This window comes from Nocardioides sp. QY071, from assembly GCF_029961765.1.
Lineage (GTDB): Bacteria > Actinomycetota > Actinomycetes > Propionibacteriales > Nocardioidaceae > Nocardioides.
In genome coordinates this window covers 774,604-792,600 of record NZ_CP124681.1, presented here as the reverse complement: position 1 = coordinate 792,600, position 17,997 = coordinate 774,604, and the positions used below count along the sequence as shown (strand labels likewise).

Annotated in this window: 19 protein-coding genes; 3 read left to right on the top strand and 16 right to left on the bottom strand. The window is 71.2% G+C overall.

Translation table 11 applies throughout. The features are described 5' to 3' along the window. Positions 1-124: 124 nt before the first annotated feature. Positions 125-1,504 (top strand): MFS transporter, encoded by a 1,380-nt coding sequence (locus QI633_RS03715; protein WP_282428133.1) that lies wholly within the window; start codon positions 125-127, stop codon positions 1,502-1,504. An 81-nt stretch (positions 1,505-1,585) separates the two neighbouring features. Here QI633_RS03715 and QI633_RS03710 read toward each other — a convergent pair whose 3' ends face one another. From QI633_RS03710 to QI633_RS03675, 8 genes are read right to left on the bottom strand one after another with little or no spacing between them, the layout of a single operon-like run. Further along, entirely contained in the window at positions 1,586-2,677 is a 1,092-nt protein-coding gene (locus QI633_RS03710) for an acyl-CoA dehydrogenase family protein (protein ID WP_282428132.1), read from the bottom strand. Further along, positions 2,674-3,858 (bottom strand): acyl-CoA dehydrogenase family protein, encoded by a 1,185-nt coding sequence (locus QI633_RS03705; RefSeq protein ID WP_282428131.1) that lies wholly within the window; start codon positions 3,856-3,858, stop codon positions 2,674-2,676. Before QI633_RS03705 ends, QI633_RS03710 begins: the two co-directional genes overlap by 4 nt. Before the next feature lie 20 nt (positions 3,859-3,878). After that, positions 3,879-4,331, bottom strand: coding sequence for a MaoC family dehydratase (locus QI633_RS03700; protein ID WP_282428130.1), 453 nt, complete (start codon positions 4,329-4,331; stop codon positions 3,879-3,881). Then, the gene (gene fabG / locus QI633_RS03695) at positions 4,328-5,089 is read right to left on the bottom strand and encodes a 3-oxoacyl-ACP reductase FabG (protein ID WP_282428129.1); all 762 of its coding nucleotides are present in this window, start codon (positions 5,087-5,089) and stop codon (positions 4,328-4,330) included. The genes QI633_RS03700 and fabG overlap by 4 nt, the downstream gene beginning before the upstream one ends. Beyond that, positions 5,086-5,745 (bottom strand): HAD family phosphatase, encoded by a 660-nt coding sequence (locus QI633_RS03690; protein ID WP_282428128.1) that lies wholly within the window; start codon positions 5,743-5,745, stop codon positions 5,086-5,088. The genes fabG and QI633_RS03690 overlap by 4 nt, the downstream gene beginning before the upstream one ends. Beyond that, a complete protein-coding gene (locus QI633_RS03685) occupies positions 5,742-6,725 on the bottom strand; it encodes an NADPH:quinone oxidoreductase family protein (protein ID WP_282428127.1) in 984 nt (327 codons plus the stop codon). Before QI633_RS03685 ends, QI633_RS03690 begins: the two co-directional genes overlap by 4 nt. Beyond that, positions 6,722-7,501 (bottom strand): SDR family oxidoreductase, encoded by a 780-nt coding sequence (locus QI633_RS03680; protein ID WP_282428126.1) that lies wholly within the window; start codon positions 7,499-7,501, stop codon positions 6,722-6,724. The genes QI633_RS03685 and QI633_RS03680 overlap by 4 nt, the downstream gene beginning before the upstream one ends. Beyond that, positions 7,498-8,712: an acetyl-CoA C-acetyltransferase gene (locus tag QI633_RS03675; RefSeq protein ID WP_282428125.1), complete on the bottom strand. Its 1,215-nt coding sequence runs from the start codon at positions 8,710-8,712 to the stop codon at positions 7,498-7,500. Before QI633_RS03675 ends, QI633_RS03680 begins: the two co-directional genes overlap by 4 nt. 140 nt (positions 8,713-8,852) lie before the next feature. On the opposite strand from QI633_RS03675, the gene QI633_RS03670 reads away from it, so the two are divergent. Next, positions 8,853-9,458, top strand: a complete 606-nt coding sequence (locus tag QI633_RS03670) for a TetR/AcrR family transcriptional regulator (protein ID WP_282428124.1) — start codon at positions 8,853-8,855, stop codon at positions 9,456-9,458. A gap of 166 nt (positions 9,459-9,624) precedes the next feature. Here the strand turns inward: QI633_RS03670 and QI633_RS03665 are convergent, their stop codons facing one another. The 5 genes from QI633_RS03665 to QI633_RS03645 form a co-directional block, all read right to left on the bottom strand. After that, complete coding sequence (locus QI633_RS03665; RefSeq protein WP_282428123.1) at positions 9,625-10,221, bottom strand: TetR family transcriptional regulator; 597 nt, start codon at positions 10,219-10,221, stop codon at positions 9,625-9,627. Positions 10,222-10,285: 64 nt separating this feature from the next. Beyond that, complete coding sequence (locus tag QI633_RS03660; protein WP_282428122.1) at positions 10,286-11,308, bottom strand: hypothetical protein; 1,023 nt, start codon at positions 11,306-11,308, stop codon at positions 10,286-10,288. 2 nt (positions 11,309-11,310) lie between these two features. After that, positions 11,311-12,219, bottom strand: a complete 909-nt coding sequence (locus tag QI633_RS03655; RefSeq protein ID WP_282428121.1) for a phytanoyl-CoA dioxygenase family protein — start codon at positions 12,217-12,219, stop codon at positions 11,311-11,313. Positions 12,220-12,253: 34 nt separating this feature from the next. Beyond that, entirely contained in the window at positions 12,254-13,510 is a 1,257-nt protein-coding gene (locus tag QI633_RS03650; RefSeq protein WP_282428120.1) for an aminotransferase class III-fold pyridoxal phosphate-dependent enzyme, read from the bottom strand. Positions 13,511-13,521: 11 nt separating this feature from the next. Then, positions 13,522-13,695: a hypothetical protein gene (locus tag QI633_RS03645; protein ID WP_282428119.1), complete on the bottom strand. Its 174-nt coding sequence runs from the start codon at positions 13,693-13,695 to the stop codon at positions 13,522-13,524. Positions 13,696-13,890: 195 nt separating this feature from the next. Between QI633_RS03645 and QI633_RS03640 the strand changes: the two genes are divergently transcribed. Next, positions 13,891-14,025 (top strand): hypothetical protein, encoded by a 135-nt coding sequence (locus QI633_RS03640; RefSeq protein ID WP_282428118.1) that lies wholly within the window; start codon positions 13,891-13,893, stop codon positions 14,023-14,025. A 158-nt stretch (positions 14,026-14,183) separates the two neighbouring features. On the opposite strand, the gene QI633_RS03635 is transcribed toward QI633_RS03640, so the two are convergent. Genes QI633_RS03635 through QI633_RS03625 form a run of 3 tightly spaced genes read right to left on the bottom strand, consistent with a single transcriptional unit; the run spans position 14,184 to position 17,915 of the window. After that, on the bottom strand, positions 14,184-15,419 hold the full coding sequence (locus QI633_RS03635; RefSeq protein WP_282428117.1) for a helix-turn-helix domain-containing protein: 1,236 nt from the start codon (positions 15,417-15,419) through the stop codon (positions 14,184-14,186). Positions 15,420-15,472: 53 nt separating this feature from the next. Further along, positions 15,473-16,411, bottom strand: a complete 939-nt coding sequence (locus QI633_RS03630; protein WP_282428116.1) for an alpha/beta hydrolase — start codon at positions 16,409-16,411, stop codon at positions 15,473-15,475. Further along, on the bottom strand, positions 16,404-17,915 hold the full coding sequence (locus tag QI633_RS03625) for an NAD(P)/FAD-dependent oxidoreductase (protein ID WP_282428115.1): 1,512 nt from the start codon (positions 17,913-17,915) through the stop codon (positions 16,404-16,406). Before QI633_RS03625 ends, QI633_RS03630 begins: the two co-directional genes overlap by 8 nt. Positions 17,916-17,997 lie beyond the last annotated feature (82 nt).

Here is a 17,997-nt window from a genome sequence, read left to right as displayed (position 1 = left end):
GCGCCGAACCTGCGGCGTCCACCCGAACGGAGTCGTCATGTCGAGCTCAACCCCAGCGGCCGCGGTCGTCGGCGATCGCGCTGAGCGAACCGCCAACAGACCGGCCCTCATCACCATCGGTGCGGTGCTGGTCGTGCTGACCAACGCGGTCGTCTTCCTCCTTCCGCCGCTGCTCCCGATCGTCCAGGCCCAGTACGGCGTGGCGACGGTGGCGGGCACGACCTGGATCTACACCGCGCTCACGCTCGGTGGGGGTGCCGGCTTCATCCTGCTGCCCCGCATCGCAGACATCCACGGCGACCGCAATGCGTCGGTCATCGCCTCCGCCCTCCTCACCGTGGGCGCCGTCATCCCAGCCATCGGGGACTCCTACCCGACGCTGGTGCTCGGCTGCGCGATCATGGGGGTCGGCGGCTCCGCACAGCTGCTGCCCCTCGGGTTCCTGCGCCGTCACCTCGGCGAGAGCGGCCTGGCCGTCGGAGTCGCGGTCATCGTCATCGCGACCGGCATCGGCATCGTCGTCGGGATGATCGGCGGCGGCGTGGTCGTGGAGAACCTGTCCATCCAGAGCTTCTTCGTCATGCTCACCGTGGCCGCGGCGGCCACCACCGCGCTCTCCGCGGTGGCGATCCCGCACACCCCGCCCGCCGAGCCGTCCGGACGAATCGGCCTGCTCGGCACGGTCTGGCTGATCGGCTGGGTCGGCGCGATCCTGCTGTCGATGACCCAGGGACTCGTGTGGGGCGCCGCGGCGATCATCCCGCTGGTCGTCGGCATCGTGGGCGGCATCGCCTGGGTGCGGGTCGAGCGCAGGTCCTCCAACGCCGTGTTCGACGCCACCGTGCTCAAGTCCGACTTCGTCGTCACCGCCTCACTGTGCATCGGTCTCGTCGCCTCGGTGAACGCGGCCTTCCTGCTCCTGATGAGCACCTACGTGCAGGTCCCGGCCGACGCCCTCCCCGCCGCGGACGCCTACGGGCTCGGCCTCAGCGCCCTGCGGACCGGTGTGCTGATGCTGCCCTTCGCGGTGACCTTCCTCGTCGGCAGCATCCTGGCCGACGGGCCCGTCCAGCGCGGGAAGGGCGGCAGCGTCCTGATCGTCGGCGCCCTCATCTGCGTGGCGGGAGTCGCCTGGATGGCGCTCGCCCACACCCAGCAGTGGCACTACCTCGTCGGCGCCGGGATCATCGGCCTCGGCTGCGCCGTCGGGTACGCCGCGGGCTTCACGCTCGTGCAGCTGGCTGCTCCGGAGGCCAAGGCAGGGATGGCGTCCGGCATGGCCGGCACCTGCATGGCACTCGGGTTCGCCTTCGGCACCGCCGTCGTCGCCGGCGTCCTCAGCGCCGAGGTGATCACCATCCCCGGCACGACGATCGAGGTGGCCACCGAGAACCTCTACGCCCCGGGCTACTGGATCACGGCCGTGCTGGCCGCACTGATCCCCGTCACCGTGCTGATCTCGCGGGCACGCGCCCGCCGGCGCGCGGATCACCTGATCGGGTGAGTGGGGACGGACCGGCCCCTGTCGACTCCGCGTCGACAGGGGCCGGTCCGTGTACGCAGGTCGGTGCCGGCGCGCGGGGTCTCACCCACCGACGCCCGGCAGGTCGACCAGTGTCGCCAGTCGGGCGCGGTGGCGGCCCGGCGTACCGAGCGCGACCTGGTCGGCCTTGGCCCGCTTGAGGTAGACGTGCGCGGGGTGCTCCCAGGTCATGCCGATCCCGCCGTGGAGCTGGACGGCCTCCTCCGCCGCGAGGACGGCCAGGTCGCTGCAGAACGCCTGCGCCACGGCCGTCGAGACCGGTGCGTCGGGGTCGGCCACGGCGTGGGCGACCGCGGCGTACCGGGCAGCGGCGGTGGCGGACTCGACGCCCGTGTAGAGGTCGGCGAGGCGGTGCTTGATCGCCTGGAAGCCGCCGACCACGCGACCGAACTGGCGACGGACCTTGACATAGGCGAGCGTCGTGTCCAAGCACCACCGCGCCGCGCCGACCTGCTCGGAGGCCAGCAGCGCGGCGCCCAGCTCGAGCGCGTCGCGTACGGCGCCCTCCGCGTCGGCGACGACCACCTCCCCCTCCCCGACGGGGACGGTGACATCGGCGAGCTGGCGGGTCATGTCCAGCGAGACGACCGGCGTGACGGTGGCGCGCTCGGCCGCGACGGCCCGGATCTCCAGGCCCGACGTGGTGGTCACCGGCACCAGCAGCACATCGGCGTCGAGTGCGCCGGCCACGCTGGTCACCGTTCCCGCACGGCCGACGACCGGGCTGCCCGGCCCGGTCGACCACGGCACGACGAGAGCCGCCGTCCGCTCCCCCGACGCCAGGGCCGCGAGCAGCTCCCGACCCGCGGGGGTCACCGAGTCGGACTCGAGCACGGAGGTCGCGATCACCGCACTGGTCAGGAACGGCACCGGCGCGGCATGCCGGCCGAGCTCCTCCAGCACGACGGCAGCCTCGCGGGCCGTGGCGCCGTGCCCGCCGTGCTCCTCGGCCACCAGCAGCCCGGCCAGGCCGAGGTCGGCAGCGAGGGCCTTCCACAGCGGTGCGACCAGGGAGCGGTCGCCGTCGTACATGGCGATGACGGCAGCCGGGTCGCAGCGATCGCCGAGCAGGTCACGGACACTGCCGCGCAGGTCCTCCTCGATCTCGGTGGGCAGCAGGTCGAGGTCGCTCATCGGGGGATCTCCTTCCAGGGGAGGGTCTTGTCGACGCGGTGCTCGCCCGGCAGTCCGAGCACCCGCTCGGCCACGACGTTGCGGAGGATCTCCGAGGTGCCGCCCTCGATGGAGTTCCCCTTGGCCCGCAGGTAGCGGTACCCGGCATCTCGGCCGGTGAAGTCGACCGTCTCCGGGCGGACCATGCTCCAGCCCCGGTCGCTCTCGTAGCGCAGCCCGTCCTCGCCGAGGATCTCCAGCTCCAGCCCGGACAGCTGCTGGGCGATCCGGGCGAAGGCCAGCTTCATCGCCGATCCCTCGGGACCGGGCTGGCCCTGGGCGAGCTTCTGGCGCAACCGCGCACCGGTCATCCGGAACACCTCGGCCTCGGCCCAGAGCCGCAGCAGGCGGTCGTGCAGCTCGGAGGTTCGCTTCTCCGGGTGCTCGCGCCAGGTCCGGGCGACCACGCCGATCATCCCGGACTCGCGCTCGGCGGACCTGCCGATCGAGACCCGCTCGTTGTTGAGCGTGGCGTTGGCGACCTTCCAGCCCTCGCCCTCGGCCCCGAGACGCTGGGAGTCGGGAATGCGGACATCGGTCAGGAAGACCTCGTTGAACTCCGCCTCGCCCGTGATCTGCCGCAGCGGGCGTACGTCGACGCCGGGGTCGGTCATGTCGCACAGGAAGTACGTCAGCCCGAAGTGCTTCGGCTGGTCCGGGTCGGTACGCGCCACGAGGATGGCGTACCTCGCGTTGTGGGCACCCGAGGTCCACACCTTCTGTCCGTTGACGACCCAGCCGTCGCCGTCACGCACCGCCCGCGTCGAGACGTTGGCCAGGTCGGAGCCCGCGCCGGGCTCGCTGAACAGCTGGCACCAGATCTCCTCGCCGGTCCACAGGGGCCGGAGGAAGCGGTCCTTCTGCTCCTCGGTGCCGTACGACAAGATCGTCGGAGCGGCCATCCCGAGCCCGATGCCGTTGGTGCCCGGCCTGTTGTCAGGCGCGCCGGCCTCGGCGAACAGTCGGTCCACCTCCGGCTGCATCGCCTGCGGCAACCCCCGTCCACCGTGCCCCTGGGGGTAGGCCACCCAGGCCAGTCCGGCGTCGTACCGGGCGCGGAGGAACTCCAGCCGGTCGGTCGTGCGGGGATCATGGCCGGCCAGGAAGTCGGCCACCAGCGCTCGCAGGCCTTCGATGCTCATCGTCGTCTCCTCGCCCCGGCTCACGCGACGACGACGGACACGGTGTCCACGACGCAGACCGGCTTCTCGCCGCCTTCTCGTTCGACGGTCACCCGCGACCTGACCTGGTGGCCCCCGCCGCCGGGGGTCACCGAGAGCAGCTCGACGCCCGCACGAACCCTCGAGTCGACCGGGACCGGGGCAGGGAAGCGAAGCTTGTCGGCGCCGTAGTTGACGCCCATCCGCACACCCTCGATCGCGTAGACCTCCCACACGAGCATGGGCACGAGGGACAGCGTCAGGTAGCCGTGGGCGATGGTGCTGCCGAAAGGCCCCTGCGCGGCACGCTCGGGGTCGACGTGGATCCACTGGTGGTCGCCGGTCGCGGTCGCGAAGGCGTCGATCTGCGCCTGGGTGATGGTGTGCCACTCGGAGTGGCCGACGTGGGTGCCGACCGCCGCCTCGAGCTCGGCGATGCCGTTGAACGTCCTCATGCCTTCGGCCCTCCGGCGACGTAGATGACCTGGCCCGAGGTGAACCCGGCGCCCTCGCTGACGAAGTACGACACGGCGTGTGCGATGTCCTCGGGGCGACCTGTGCGGGCCACGGGGATCTCGGCGGCTGCCGCCGCCTTGAACTCCTCGAAGGGCATCCCGATCCGCTCGGCGGTCGCGGCGGTCATCTCGGTCTCGATGAAGCCGGGGGCGATCGCGTTGACCGTCACGCCGAACCGGCCGAGCTCGAGGGCCAGGGTCTTGGTGAATCCCTGCACGCCGGCCTTCGCGGCGGCGTAGTTGGCCTGGCCACGGTTGCCCAGCGCCGAGGTGCTGGAGAGGTTGACGATGCGACCGAAGCCGGCCTGGATCATGAACCCCTGCACCGCCCGGGCCATGAGGAAGGAGCCCCGCAGGTGGACGCCCATCACGGAGTCCCAGTCGTCGACGGTCATCTTGAACAGCAGGTTGTCGCGGATGATCCCGGCGTTGTTCACCAGGACGGTCGGCTCGCCGAGCGTGTCGGCGATCCGTTCGACGGCAGCCTGGACCGCTGCCTCGTCGGCGACGTCGACGCCGACGGCGAGGGCGGCGCCTCCGGCTGCCTCGATCTCCGCGACGACGGGGGCGCACGCCGCCTCGTCGAGGTCGAGCACGGCGACGGCGAAGCCGTCTGCGGCCAGGCGCTTGGCGACGCCGGCACCGATGCCGCGGGCGGCGCCGGTGACGACGGCGGTGCGACGGGGGGTGGTGGTCATGCGGAGGCTCCATTCGTGACGGGAAGGTCGGGGATGAGCGCTGCGAGCGCGGCACGGGTGGTCGTGGCGTCGGTGTGCAGGAGGCCCTGCAGCCCGACGGCGTGGGCGCCGAGGATGTTGGGCTCGGCGTCGTCTATGAAGAGGACCCGGCCGGCGGGCAGCCCGAGGCGCGCGACGGCCAGCTCGAAGATGGCGGCGTGGGGCTTGCGCAGTCCGACCTCCCCCGAGATGACGACCGGGTCGAGGAGGGCGTCGATCCGCTCGCGGGGGTAGGTGTTCCCCCAGCTGTTCGACACCAGCCCGGCCCGGACCCCCGCGGAGCGCAGGTCGTCGATCAGGTCGAACATCGCCTGGTCGGGACGCATCCCGGCGAAGATCCGCTGCAGCATCCCCTCGGGCACGAGCGCGCGGCCGTCGATGGTCCTCAGCTCCGCGGCCAGCAGTGCGTCGAACTCGTGGGGCGGCAGCTCCCCTGTCTCCAGCCGGTGGATCGGCGTGCCGTCCGCGGCATCGCGGGACAGCCAGGCCTTGAGCGTGCGCGAGAACGACCGTGGGTCGATGCCGTCCGCCTCCAGCCAGGCCGCGATCGAGTCGCGCACCGGCAGGGTCAGCACGCCGCCGTAGTCGAAGAGCACGGCGTCGATCGAGCGGGTCATGGCTGCACCACCACCCGGCCGACGGTCACGCCGTCGGCGAGCCGCTGCACGCCGCCGGCCACCTCGTCGAGGGCGAGCCGCTCGCTCACCAGCGGCCGCACGGCGCCGTCCGCTGCCAGCCGGGTCAGGTCGCGATGGCACTCGGCGACCGCGGCCGGGTCGTAGCGGTTGTACAAGCCCCAGTGCAGACCCACGATCGAGTAGTTCTTCACCAGTGCGTGGTTGAGCGCCGCGGACTGGATCTCCCCGCCGGCGAAGCCGACCACGAGGATCCGGCCCTCGAAGGCGATGCACTTCGTGGAGCGGGTGTAGGTCTCGCCGCCGACCGGGTCGTAGACCACGTCCGCGCCTCGGCCACCGGTCTCGGCCTTGACCACCTCCACGAAGTCCTGCTCGCGCCGGTCGATCACCACGTCGGCGCCCAGCTCCCGGGCCACCTCGGCCTTCTCCGGACCGCCGACCACGCCGATGACGCGCGCACCGGCGGCCCTGCCGAGCTGGATGGCGGCGCTGCCGACGCCGCCGGCAGCCGCGTGCACCAGCAGCGTCTCCCCCGCCCGGAGGCCGGCCCGGCGGTGCAGGCCGAACCAGCCCGTCTGGTAGCCGATGTAGAGCGATGAGGCCTGAGCGTCGTCCAGCTCGGGCGGGGCCGGGAACGTCGTGGCGGCGTCCATCAGCGCGAGCTCACCGAAGCCGCCGTACGGCAGCACCGAGCCACCGACCACCCGCTCGCCCACGGCGAAGCCGGTGACGCCCGCTCCGAGCGCGACCACCTCTCCGCACAGCTCGACGCCCGGGGTGAACGGGAGCTCCGGGCGGACCTGGTAGAGACCCCGGCACATCAGCACGTCGGGGAAGTTCGCCGGCGACGCCAGCACCTTCACGACCAGCTGACCCGCGCCCGGCACGGGATCGGCGACCTCCACCAGCGCGAGGACGTCCTTGGGCTCGCCGAGCTCGGCGACGTGCCACGCCTTCATCGGCTTGCTCCTTCCTCGTGCTCCTCGATGACGCGCTGCAACCGGTTCATGCCGTCCAGCCAGCGGTCGGGCTGTGTGGCGCGCAGGGCGTAGTAGTCGGCGACCTCGGGGTGCGGCAGGACCAGGAACCGGTCGTCCGCCATCGCCTGCCACATCGCCTCGGCGACCTCCTCGGGCTCCAGGGCGCGGTCGTGGCTGAGGACCTCCTCGAGGGCACCCGCATTCGCGAGCATCCGGGTCCTGACTCCCTGCGGGCAGATCGCCTGCACCACGACACCGCGGTGGCGGTACGTCGCGGAGAGCCATTCCGCGAACGCCACGGCGGCGTGCTTGCTGACCGAGTACGTCGGGCTGCCGAGCAGCGTGAGGAGGCCGGCTGCCGACGCGGTGACCACGAAGCGTCCGGACCCGCGCTCCACCCAGTCGGGAACCAGGAGTCGGGCCGCCCGGACGTGGGCGAGCGCGTTGACCTCGAGGCAGGCGGCCCAGTCCGACTCGGGTGCGTCCAGGCCGTGGCCCCAGTCGATGCCGGCGTTGGCGAACCAGACGTCGATGGCGCCCAGCTGACCGCGAGCGGTCTCGACGAGCGCCGCCACCCCGTCCTGGGAGGCGGCGTCTCCCGGTGCGGCGTACCCGCCGATCTCGGCCGCGACGCGGGCGGCGGCCTCGGCGTCGAGGTCGTTGACGACGACCCGCGCACCCCCGGCGCTCATCCGCGTGGCGAGCGCCCGGCCGATGCCGTGCCCGGCCCCGGTGACGACGACGCCGAGGCTCACGAGAGCCGCTCCAGGACCATCGCCATGCCCTGCCCGCCGCCGACACACATGGTCTCGAGACCGAACTGCTTGTCGTGCCACTGCAGCGAGTTGATCAGCGTGCTCGTGATCCGCGCACCGGTCATGCCGAACGGGTGGCCGACGGCGATGGCACCCCCGTTGACGTTGAGCCGGTCCTCGGCGATGCCCAGCTCGCGCGCCGAGCCGATCACCTGGACCGCGAACGCCTCGTTGATCTCGACCAGGTCGATGTCGTCGATCGTCATGCCCGCACGGGCGAGCGCGCGGCGCGACGCCTCGACCGGACCGAGACCCATGATCTCGGGCGAGAGGCCGGAGACGCCGGTCGAGACGATCCGGGCGAGCGGGGTGAGGCCGAGCTCGCGCGCCTTGGTGTCGGACATGATCACGAGGGCAGCGGCGCCGTCGTTGAGCGGGCAGCAGTTGCCGGCGGTGACGGTGCCGTCGGGGCGGAAGACCGGCTTGAGGTCGGCGACGGCCTCGAGGGTGACACCGGCGCGAGGGCCGTCGTCCGCGCTGACGACGGTGCCGTCGGGCAGCGTGACCGGGGTGATGTCACGCGCCCAGAAGCCGTCGGCGATGGCCTTCTCGGCCAGGTTCTGGCTGCGGGCGCCGAAGGCGTCCTGCTCGGCACGCGTGATGCCGGTGACCTGCGCGACGTTCTCGGCGGTCTGGCCCATCGCGATGTAGAGGTCCGGCAGGGTCCCGAGCGTGCGGGGGTCGACCCAGGTGTGGCCACCCTGCGCGAAGGTCGCGGTCCGGGCCTGCGCATCGGCGACGAGGGGGTTGTGCCCCTCGGGGTTGTCGGACCAGCCGTTGGAGTAGCGGCTCACGGTCTCGACACCGGCCGAGACGAAGACGTCGCCCTCGCCGGCCTTGATGGCGTGCAGCGCCATCCGGGTGGTCTGCAGGCTCGAGGAGCAGTAACGGTTCACCGTCACCCCGGGGACCTCGTCGAGGCCGGCGAACACCGCGACCGCGCGGGCCAGGTTGTTGCCCGCCTCGCCGGCCGGCTGACCGACGCCGAGCATCAGGTCGTCGATCTGCGCGGGGTCGAGCTCGGGCACCCGGGCGAGGGCGGCGCGGACCATCTGGACGGTCAGGTCGTCGGGGCGCATGTCCTTGAGCGATCCCTTGCCGGCGCGCCCGATGGGCGAGCGGGCGGTGGCGACGATCACGGCTTCGGGCATGGGCTCCTCCTCGGAAAACTAACTAAGCGCTCGCTTAGTTAGGTTGACCTCTACCATGCACGGGAATCACGAGCGCCGTCAACGGGCAACCGGCTGTGGGGCCGGTCACACCGGCCCTCGGGCGACGGAGGAAGGACGAGATGACCGACGCCGACACGGGGATCCGCCCGCACGCGAACCAGACCCGCAGCCGCCTGCTCGACGCCGCGCTGACGGCCTTCGCGGAACGGGGCTTCCATGCCACGAGCACGCGCGACATCGCGGCCGCCGCCGGCATGAGCCCAGCTGCGGTCTACGTGCACCACCGCTCGAAGGAGGAGCTGCTCCACCAGATCTCGCGACGCGGCCACGAAGCCACGCTCGAGCTGGTGCGTAGTGCGACGGCGGGCAGCGAGGATCCCGTCACCCAGCTCTCGGAGGTGGTCCGGGCCTTCGCCGTCCACCACGCGCAGGCCAACACCGAGGCGCGCGTCGTGAACTACGAGCTCGCCTCGCTCAGCGAGGAGCACCTCGCCGAGATCCTCCGCCTGCGCCGGGAGATCGCGGCCGAGCTGCGCGGCGTGGTCGAGCGGGGAGTGGCGGGCGGCGCCTTCGACACCCCGGACCCGCGCATGGCCACGACCGCGCTGCTCTCGCTCGGCATCGACATCGCTCGCTGGTACCGCGAGGAGCGCGACTGGAGCCCCGAGGACGTCGGGGCGTACTACGCCGAGCTCGCGCTGCGGATGGTCGGCGCCCCCCGCTGACGTCGACCCGCTCCAGTCAGGCCCTGCCGGCGACGTCCGAGCCAGACGGCGAGGACGACTGTCCGCACATGCGACAAGCGATCATCTGATCAGAACGTGTGACCACAATCGCGCTCGGAGCGGATCCGCAATCAGAGGTTCACCACCACGACGCGGTGCGCAGGAGTCAGGCCGACCGGCGCCTGCGGCGGCCAAGGTAGGCCGCGAGCATGGCAGTGGCGGTGTCGATCTCACGCCGGAGTAGCTTCTCGTCGCCGTGGGCGATCAGCTGGTTGTTGAGCCCGTCGACCAGGGCCAGGACGACCCGGGCCAACGACTCGATCTCGTCGTCGGGAAGGGGCGCCTTCGCAGCCTTCAGCTGTTCGCGCCACACCTCGACGTACATGTCGTAGAGACGGAGCGCGACCTCCTGGTCGTTGCGCTCGGCCCACAGCCAGATCTCGAGCTGGGCCCGGTTGGCCGAAGGGCGGTCGATGGCGGCGCGGAGGGTCTCGGTCAGCACCTGTTCGGCGATGGACGCGGTGCTCTGCCCCTGGGGAACGCGCTCCTCCAGCTCCGTGCGGATGGTGTCTGCGAGGTACTCGAAGACCGCCCAGAGCAGGTTCTCCTTGGTCTGGAAGCAGTAGTGGAGGGTCGCCAGCGGCGCACCCGCCTCCTGCGCGATCTTCCGTGTCGTCGCACCGTCGACGCCGTCGCGGGCGATGACCTCGATCGCGGCGTCGATGAACTGCTGGCGGCGGACTTCGGTGGGGATGTGGGCCACGGTGCCTCCGAACCTGACTGGGTCATATGAACAAGTCAGACGATAGCAGCGCCTTGGTGAGGGGTCACCCGACCCGACGCGCCCCCTTGCTGGCGAGCGCGGAGACCGGGAGGTCGAGCAGGGTGCGGAAGCCGGGTGCCGCCTCGACCAGACCGGAGACCGCATTGGCCGCCATCGCCACGGTCGACGCGAAGCTCTCGTACCCGTCGGGCGCGCTGAGCGTGATGGTCTGCTCGCGGCCGACGATCGTGAGCAGGTCACCCCGTGGCACGTCGTCCTCGGGCTCGAAGATCCCGAAGCGCGTGACGAGCTCGATCACGGCCCCGCCCGCCCGGGTCCCCCGGGCCCGGTGCACCACGCTGGCGACGGTGCCCGCGGCCACGGTCACGTGGTCGGCCACCCGGTCCGCCGCGGCGACGAGGTCGCGCTCGACCGGTTCGACCTCGACCTCGTCGAGGGTCCACTCGAGTCCGCGGGCCAGCGCCGTGATGCTCTGGTCGAACCCGACGTGCCCCATGACCTCTCCCGCCGCCCTGCGTTCGTCGAACTCGACGGGAGGAAGGCCGAGGCCGAACTTCTGGAGGATCGCGCCGTAGCGGCGCATGTCGGCAGTCCGGCGCACCGAGATCCGCTCCACCTCTGTGGTCAGGCCGCTCAGGACGATGGGAAGCGTGTCCATGAGCATCCCGGGATTGCATCCGGTGCCGAGGACGGAGACGCCGTGCTCGCGTGCGGCCGCGTCCAGGCGGGCCACGATCTCCGGGTGTCGCGCCGCCGGGTCACGCAGCTCCTCACAGATCGAGACCACGTTCATCCCTCGCCGGACCAGGGCGACGAGGACGGGCTCGACGCCGGCGATCCACGACGACGTCGCGACCACGGCGACATCGGCCGCCGGCAGGTCGTCGGTCGACGACACGACCGGTACGCCGGGAGCACCCGCGACGAGCGAGGACAGCTCCACCCCGTTGAGGTCGGGCCGGATGTCGAGCGCCCCGACGAGCTGGCAGTCCCGGCGGGCGGCCAGCGCCTCGACGATCGCCAGACCCGTGGCGCCGAGGCCGACGACGGCCACCGCGATGGGCACCCTCAGGCCTTCTGCGCGAGGGCGTCGTCGAACTGCGCGAACGAGTTGGTGACCTCGGCACCCTCACCCTGGAGCAGGAAGATCGGGTCGGCCATGACGCCCTGGTGCTCGACGAAGCCGGTGCCCGGAGCGCACACGGACCAGCCGAGGAGCTGCTGGATGTCCTCGTCGAACGTCTTGACGACCTCGACGGGGTAGGTGAGGTAGGCGTTCTCCTCCTGGCGCAGGAAACCGAGGTCGAGGCCGATCGTCAGGCCGATGCGGTTGCTGTCGGAGGTGTTGGTGCCGCCCCCGTGGAAGGTCCCGCCGACCCAGATCAGCGCCGAGCCGGCGCTCATGACGGTCGGCACGGCCTCGTCGGTCCGCGGGCCACGGTCGTCACCCCACAGGTGGCTGCCCGGCACGACCATGGTGCCGCCGTTCTCGGCGGTGAAGTCGGTGACCGCGACCATGACCTGCACCCGGGCCTGGCGGTAGCCCTCGGGGTGCCGCCACTGCCACACGCCGTCGTCACGGTGCAGCGGCTGGGGGCCCTCGCCCGGGTGGATGTCGATGATGGAGCTGACGCCGACGGTGTAGCTGGGCGTCAGCTCGAGCATGTCCTCTCCGAAGAACCCCGTCTGGGGGACCTCCAGGAAGTGGCTCGCGATGCCCGCGTAGTGCGGGTGCCGCACCGCGGTCGCGGCGTGCTGCGTGTGTTGGAAGACGCCGTACAGGCGCTTGGTCCGGTGCCCGGAGAAGTCGTCCTGGCCCCACGGGGTCGCGGCCATGGCGGCGTCGATGTCGGCGCGCAGCTCGGCGAGGGTCGCACTGTCGAAGAAGTCGCGGATGATGACGCCGCCGTCGCGCTCAACGACGGCGATCGCCTCGCCGAGCGGCGCCGTGGCGTCCAAGGTGGTCAGAGTGGTCATGTGCTCGTCCTTTCTCGGGACAGGAGAGGGTTGGTCACAGCTCGCAGAGGACCTTGTCGAGCGCCTCGGCGGTCGCCTCGACGTCGGAAGCGGTGTGGGCGGTGGAGAGGAAGACCTTGCCCGACGGCATGAACAGGAAGCCGCGACGCAGCATCCCGTCGAGGATCGCGTCCCAGTGGCCACCGGTCCCGTGGAGGCCGGTGCCCCCGCCTTCGGGCACGTACTGCAGGAGAGAGCCGACCCGGTTCAGGCTGCCGCGGCCCGGCTGGGCGGCGAGGACCGCTCCGACCTTGACCTCGAAGTCGGCGGCGACGCGCTCGAGCGCCTCGTAGAGGCCGGGCTCGTCCAGCGCGCGCATGGTCGCCTCGACGGCCGCCAGGGCCAGCGGATTGGCGTTGAAGGTTCCGGCGTGGACCACCCCGGAGGTCACCTGGTCGATGAGGCCGGCGCGGCCGACCACCGCGCTCTGCGTGAGCCCGCCGGCCATCGCCTTGCCGAAGACGGACAGGTCGGGCGTCACCCCGAACCGCTCGGCGGAGCCGCCGCGGGCGACCCGGAAGCCCGCGATCACCTCGTCGAAGACCAGGACGACCCCGTGCCGGTCGCACAGCGTGCGCAGCGTGGGCAGGAAGTCGGGGCCGGGCGCCTCGACACCGCCATTGCTCAGGATCGGGTCCACGAGCACCGCCGCGATGTCCCGCTCCACCGCTTCGGCGAGGATCCGCTCGGCCATCGCGACGTCGTTGAACCGCGCCACCACGAGATCGTCCAAGGCGCTCGGCGACTGTCCCTTGCTCACCACCGCGGCCGGCCGGTCGCTGTCGGCCTCGTCGAGCCCGGCGTACACCGAGTCGTGCCAACCGTGGTAGCTCCGGGCGAACTTCAGCACCCGTCGGCGACCGGTCGCCGCCCGGGCCAGGCGCAGCGCGACCTGGACGGCCTCGGTCCCGGTGTTGCTCCACAGCAGCCGCTCGCCATGGGGTACGGCGTCGAGGACCGCCTCAGCGGCGAGGTACTCGAGCTCGTGGCCGGTGCCGACGACCTGCATCCGGTCTGCGACATCACGCACCGCCTCGACGACGCGCGGATCTCCGTGGCCGAGCACGAGCGGCCCCCACGCCATGACGTAGTCGACGTAGCGGTCCCCATCCAGGTCCCACACATGGGCACCCCGGGCCTCCCGCACGAAGAGGGGATGCGGCCGCATCGAGGCACGCAGGCCGGACCCCACTCCCCCTCCGACGCTGCGCCGGGTGCGCTCGAAGGCGAGACGCGAGCTCTCCAGTGCCATGGTCGCCCTCCTCAGGCGCCCAGACCGAGGTCGGTCGACCCCGCCTGGAGCGTTGCCGGCGCCGGCTCGACGTCGGCGTCGAACCGGTCGATCCGGCCGCGGGTGAGGACTCCCTCGAGGATCTCCGTCACGGGCCTGTCCCGCGGAACGGCCGGCAGGGACGGGACGTCCGGCACAACGGTCATGGCTGGCTCCTACTCGGGACGACTTGTTCAAATGACCGTATCAGATGATCAAGTGAGGTGGAACACCATCGACTGGCCGAACTGTTCAGTGGGCACCGTGCACTCACGCCGAGCGCACCGATGCAGCGTGAACCGGCCACCACGAGTCGCTCGATCACCGATCAACCCGCGCGGCCAGCAAGGAGCCGCTGGTCCGTGATCCTCGCGTACTGCCTCATGGCCACCGCTTCTCAGGCGATGCTCGAGCCCGCCGGCGTGACGGAGTCCGACGCCGGCCTGGTCCTGGCCCTGCCCGCCCTGGCCAGGTACCGGCAGCTCGAAGAGCTCTAGGCCGTGTCACCCAAGTCCCCGCCTACTACGCGACGTTTCCGACTCGATCTGGCTGCGTTGGCGTCGCTCGAAGGGCGATCCAGCACGACGTCGCTCCGCCACCTTGCCAGATCGGCCGGAAACGCCGCTCGCTACGGCGCCGACTTGGGAGACACGGCCTAGTGGTCCGTGCTCGTCACGATGTCGGGCGCGATCTCGAGGACCAGCAGGGCCGCAGCGACGTGCGTGGGGTTGTCCTCGACCTTCACGGTCGAGAGCTCGTTGGCACGCGACACCCGGCGCTCGACCGTGTTGCGGTGGGCGTAGAGGTTGGCCGCGGCCCGCGTCGTGTTGAAGCCGCACTGCACGTAGGTGAGCAGTGCCTCTCGCAGCGCTTCGTCGGCGTCGGCCAGGGGCCCCAGCGTGCTGGTGACGAAGCGCTGGGCACTCCCCCGGTCCTGGGTGAGGGCGTCGATGAGCTCGACGTCGCCGTACGCCGTGAAGCGCCGTTCCGAGCCGAGCCGGATGATCATCGCTTGCGCCGCGAGCGCCTCACGGTGGCTCGAGCGGAAGCCGTCCAGCCCGTGGCCGGGACGTCCTGCCGCCGAGCGGACCGGCTCCGCCTTCGCCAGGACCTTCTCGATGGCGTTCAGGTCGCCGGACTCCGGCCCGGAGACCCAGATCCAGCGCGCGGTCGTGCTGGCCCGGGCGACCAGGGCCGTCCTGCCCGCCGCGGTCGACCGCACCGCCGCCACCGCCGCTTCGAGCGCATCGGCCCGGGCCGGCTCGGCGACCCACAGGGTGAGCGCGGTGTGGGAGCGCGTGAGCCGGTAGTTGAGGCGCGCCTCCGCGACGTCCTGGGGAAGCGGAGCCCCGCTCCCGATCATCCGGATCATCGCGAGCGCCTCGGCATCGGCGTCGACCACCTCATCGGCGAGCCGGGTCTCCCGCGCAGCGGCAACCCAGTCGACGGCGTACTGCACCATCGACTGGGCCACGACGTCGAGGACCTCGACGAGGACATCGGGATCCGCGCGCTGGGCCAGGCATTCCTGGAGCCAGCGTCGCCAGGCCAGCGCGAGCGCAACGCGCCACGCGGAGGCGTAGTCCGGCGCGATGCCACGCGTCGCGAGGTCGTGGATGTACGCCGTCGTCCTGGAGTCGAAGTACGGCTCCACCCGCTGGCCCGGCCGATGGATGTTCGAGGTGAGCCACTGCACGAGGTCCGAACGGCTGATGTGACGGTCCTCGTCGGCGAGCGATCCGTCCGCGACGAGCTCGTCGCTGTTCTGGGCGGTGAGGGCCGGCCGGGTGAGGGCCTCCGCCAGCTCGTCGCTCTCGGCGAGCAGCCGCTGGCACACCGTGCGGATCACCTGCCCGGCCGTGGGCGAGGGCGCCGGCCACAGATCCTCCATGAGAGGCAGTGTGCCGTATCCGACCGCCGCCGGCGCCGCGTCGCGCCCGGGCGTCAGGAGATCTCGACCTGGGGGTTCCCGGAGCCGACTCGGTCCGCGTGACCCGAGATGTAGCGCGTGACCGGATCGACCAGCTCTTCGGGGATGTGGTGCCCCATCCCCGGGATCACGACGTGCTGCGCCGAGGTGATGGCCCGGGCGGTGGCCTCGCCACCGCTGGGGGCGACCATGAGGTCGCGGTCCCCGTGGATGACCAGCGTGGGCACCGTGATCCGGCGAAGCTGCGCCGTGCGATCACCGGACAGCTGGATCGCCTGGATCTGGCGGGCGACGCCGGCGGCCGGATCTCCACCACTGCGATCCCATCCGCGCGCCGCGAGAGCAGCCTCCGCCGCGTCGTCCATGGGGTACGACGTCCCGGCGATGTGCCGGGTGATGCGCAGGTGCGCGCGCACGGCATCCGTGCGGTTCCTCGCCTCGGGCGCGAGGACCAGGATCCTGATCGTCGACTTCGCCGGCTGGCCCACCTTCGTCGAGCCGGTGGTCGAGTAGATGGACGTCAACGACAGGACCCGGTCGGGCTCGGTGGCCGCGACCGTCTGGGCGATCATGCCACCCATCGACCGCCCGACGAGGTGGACCCGGTCGATGCCGAGATGGTCGAGCACGCCGACGCAGTCCCGGGCCATGTCGGCCAAGGTGTAGCCGTCCTTGCGCGGACGCGAGAGGGCTTGGCGCCAGATCGCGGGAGGAGGTGTCGTCGCGAACGACGACTGTCCGACATCGCGATTGTCCATCGTCACGACCCGGTAGCCGCGGGAGACGAGCGCCTCGACGAAGGAGTCGCCCCAGAAGGTCTGGTCCTCTCCGAGGCCCGCGACGAGCAGGATGGCCGGGTCCGTCGAGGAACCGTGGTCGCGGAAGCAGACCCGGATGCCCGAGGGGAGCTGCGCGAACTGCTCGGCGCCGGCCGACAGGGTGCTCTCAGACATGGGCCGGCCTCCGCTCCTGGGTCCTGCCGAAGCTCAGGTGCTCGTCGAAGACAGGGCCGCGCAGCGCCCTGGCGTCCTCCTGGTACGACATCGCCACCCGCCACGGTGCGGCCGGCCCCTGCTTGGGCAGGTACTTGGCGCCGCGCTGGGCGTAGCCCGACTGGAGGTCCATCACCGGACGGCTCTCCAGGCCCGAGGGAGCGACCGGGACGGCCTGGTCGTAGCCGTGGGCGTCCATGTGCTTGAGCAGGTCGATGAAGTAGCGGCACATCAGGCTGACCTTGAGCGTCCAGGACGAGGTCGTGTAGCCGATCGCCATCGCCCAGTTCGGGATGCCGCTCAGCAGCATCCCGCGGTAGGCGTAGGACTGGGTGATGTCGACCTCCTTGCCATCGACCACGATCGGCATCCCGCTGAAGAGCTGCATGTTCAGGCCCGTCGCCGTCACGATGATGTCCGCGGGGAGCTCCTCTCCGGATTCGAGCAGGATCCCGGTGTCGGTGAAGCGGACGATCTTGTCGGTGGCGACCGAGGCAGTCCCGGCCTTGATCACGTCGAAGAAGTCGCCGTCGGGCGCCAGGCACAACCGCTGGTCCCAGGGGTTGTAGGGCGGATTGAAGTGCTTGTCGACGTCATAGCCCACAGGCAGCCGCTTCACGTTGTCGCGACGAATGAGGCGGCGGCCGACCTTGGGGAAGCGTCGCAGGAGGAGCACCTGGGCGCGCTCCAGCCAGATGTTCTTCCACCGCGTCGCGGCATAGCCCCGCTTGTCGCCCAACATCTTGGTCAGCAGGAGCGCGACGCTGTCGACGCGCGGCATGGAGGCGATGTACGTCGGCGTCCGCTGCAACATCGTGACGTGCGCCGCGGCGCCGGGACCCTTGAGCATCGCGGGGACCATGGTGATCGCAGTGGCGCCACTGCCGATGATGACGACCTTCTTGCCCGTGTAGTCGAGGCCCTCGGGCCAGTGCTGCGGATGCACCACGGTGCCGGCGAAGTCCTCACGCCCGGGGAACTGGGGCGAGTAGCCCTCGTCGTAGCGGTAGTAGCCCGTCGCGGCGAAGACCCAACCCGCCCGGATCGACTTGGTCGTCGTGGTGCCGTCGGCGTCGGTGGCCTCGACGGTCAACGTCCAGCGGCCCTCCTCGGTCGACCATTCAGCACCCACCACGCGATGGCGGAACCGAACCAGGTCGGTCAGTCGGTTCTCGGTGAGGGTCTCTTGGAGGTAGTCCTTGATCAGGTGCGCGTCAGCAATGGCGTGCTCGTGCAGCCAGGGCTTGAACTCGTAGCCGAAGGTGTGCAGGTTCGAGTCGGAGCGGATGCCGGGGTAGCGGAACAGGTCCCACGTGCCACCGATGTCAGCGCGGCCCTCGAGAACGACCAGCGACTTGCCGGGCAGCTCTCGGCTGAAGTAGGTAGCCGCGCCGATCCCGGAGATCCCAGCTCCGATGATGACGACGTCGAGCTCCTCGACCGTCGCCGACACCTCTGTTGCCATGACCACCACTCCTCACTGCTCATCTTGCGGATGCCGACCACTGTCTCCGCCCATGACGGGGGTCACAACGACAGCGCGCACC

Excerpts from the sequence above, each read along its gene's own strand:
- QI633_RS03710 (WP_282428132.1), bottom strand. The coding sequence starts at position 2,677 with ATGAGCGACCTCGACCTGCTGCCCACCGAGATCGAGGAGGACCTGCGC.
- QI633_RS03705 (WP_282428131.1), bottom strand. The coding sequence starts at position 3,858 with ATGAGCATCGAAGGCCTGCGAGCGCTGGTGGCCGACTTCCTGGCCGGC.
- QI633_RS03700 (WP_282428130.1), bottom strand. The coding sequence starts at position 4,331 with ATGAGGACGTTCAACGGCATCGCCGAGCTCGAGGCGGCGGTCGGCACC.
- fabG (WP_282428129.1), bottom strand. The coding sequence starts at position 5,089 with ATGACCACCACCCCCCGTCGCACCGCCGTCGTCACCGGCGCCGCCCGC.
- QI633_RS03690 (WP_282428128.1), bottom strand. The coding sequence starts at position 5,745 with ATGACCCGCTCGATCGACGCCGTGCTCTTCGACTACGGCGGCGTGCTG.
- QI633_RS03685 (WP_282428127.1), bottom strand. The coding sequence starts at position 6,725 with ATGAAGGCGTGGCACGTCGCCGAGCTCGGCGAGCCCAAGGACGTCCTC.
- QI633_RS03675 (WP_282428125.1), bottom strand. The coding sequence starts at position 8,712 with ATGCCCGAAGCCGTGATCGTCGCCACCGCCCGCTCGCCCATCGGGCGC.
- QI633_RS03670 (WP_282428124.1), top strand. The coding sequence starts at position 8,853 with ATGACCGACGCCGACACGGGGATCCGCCCGCACGCGAACCAGACCCGC.
- QI633_RS03655 (WP_282428121.1), bottom strand. The coding sequence starts at position 12,219 with ATGACCACTCTGACCACCTTGGACGCCACGGCGCCGCTCGGCGAGGCG.
- QI633_RS03650 (WP_282428120.1), bottom strand. The coding sequence starts at position 13,510 with ATGGCACTGGAGAGCTCGCGTCTCGCCTTCGAGCGCACCCGGCGCAGC.
- QI633_RS03645 (WP_282428119.1), bottom strand. The coding sequence starts at position 13,695 with ATGACCGTTGTGCCGGACGTCCCGTCCCTGCCGGCCGTTCCGCGGGAC.
- QI633_RS03635 (WP_282428117.1), bottom strand. The coding sequence starts at position 15,419 with ATGGAGGATCTGTGGCCGGCGCCCTCGCCCACGGCCGGGCAGGTGATC.
- QI633_RS03630 (WP_282428116.1), bottom strand. The coding sequence starts at position 16,411 with ATGTCTGAGAGCACCCTGTCGGCCGGCGCCGAGCAGTTCGCGCAGCTC.
- QI633_RS03625 (WP_282428115.1), bottom strand. The coding sequence starts at position 17,915 with ATGGCAACAGAGGTGTCGGCGACGGTCGAGGAGCTCGACGTCGTCATC.